Raw genomic sequence first — 1,379 nt, 5'->3', positions numbered from 1 at the left:
AAAAAAATGGCACTAAGCAAAGAGAAGAATGAGAAGAAAAAGTCTATTGCTGAAAGGTTATATATAAATGACGGAGAAGACTGTGAAGAGATCAGCAAGTTTGTCGGTGTTACCGTAAGAACGGTAAGAAGATGGGCAGATAATGGGGATTGGAAAAAGCAAAGAGAATTGTTCCTTGCTTCTCCTCATAAAATTAAAGGATATATGGATAAGATAATCCTTGATGTGATGGAAGGTAAAGAAGATCCTAACATTGCCAAGAAAGCAGATGCTATTGCAAAAATGGTGCTTTCACGTGAAAAAGTAGACACAAGAATTACAGTACATACCGTCATTTCAACTTTTAAAGAATTCAATCTTTTTCTTAGTCAAATCGCACCCGATATAGCAAAATCTATTACGGAGTATCAGTATTTATTTATACAACAAAAAGGAGATCAGGAAATCAAATGACCGAAAAGCAATTAGAAAAACTTCTCAAAAGATTTCGTGAGCATTGTGATATGATTCACAAATCTACAGAGATCAATATTCATGAAACTTTAAAGGAAAAGATTGACAGAATTAAAAGACTTGAGACAGACTACGGAAAATGGTTTGAATATTATTTTCCGCAGTTTGCAGAATCTCGTTGTGCTTCATTCCATATCAAAGCAGCAAATTCAATCATTAAAAACCCTGTTAGTTATCATTATCTTGAATGGTTCCGTGGTGCCGCAAAGTCAGTTCATATCTGTATGGGTATACCTTTGTTTCTCATGTTGAAAGGTGAAATGAAGTTTATGCTTCTCATTGGTGAAAATGAAACTAAAGCCATTAAACTACTTTCCGATATTCAAGCAGAGCTTCAATACAATCAGAAAATTACTAACGATTACGGCAAACAATACAACCAAGGAGATTGGGCGGAAGGTAATTTCACCTCTGCTTCAGGAGTTAACTTTATGGCTTTAGGTGTTGGTCAATCTCCCCGTGGTGTTCGTAATGGAGCTGAGAGACCAGACTATATTGGTTGTGATGATTTAGATACTGAACAGCGTTGCAAAAACCCCAAACGTATTAAGGAAGCTGTAAACTGGATAAAAAATAGTTTGTGGGGATGTTTTGATAAAGGGCGCAAACGCTTTGTAATGGCGAATAATCGAATTCATAAAAATTCAATATTAGCCAATATGGTAAAGCATCATAAAGGGGTAATCAAAGAAGCCAAAAAGGAAAATTTACCTATTACCTCTTTTCATTTAAAAGTGAATGCACTTGACAAAAACGGAGAACCGACTTGGAAAGAGAAGTACACCAAAGAATATTGGAAAAAACTTTTCATAGAATTAGGTTATAGATCCTCTCAAAGAGAATATATGAACAACCCGATTGAAGAC

General features: G+C 35.2%; 2 protein-coding genes. Both read left to right on the top strand.

Translation table 11 applies throughout. From position 1 onward, the window contains the following. On the top strand, positions 1-453 hold a 453-nt coding region (locus PL77_RS29415; RefSeq protein ID WP_216595958.1), incomplete at its 5' end, for a hypothetical protein. Continuing rightward, on the top strand, positions 450-1,379 hold a 930-nt coding region (locus PL77_RS29410), incomplete at its 3' end, for a hypothetical protein (RefSeq protein ID WP_044213486.1). The genes PL77_RS29415 and PL77_RS29410, both read left to right, overlap by 4 nt.

The sequence above is a fragment of the Flammeovirga sp. OC4 genome (assembly GCF_000812565.1).
Lineage (GTDB): Bacteria > Bacteroidota > Bacteroidia > Cytophagales > Flammeovirgaceae > Flammeovirga.
This window is presented reverse-complemented; position numbering and strand designations above follow the sequence as displayed.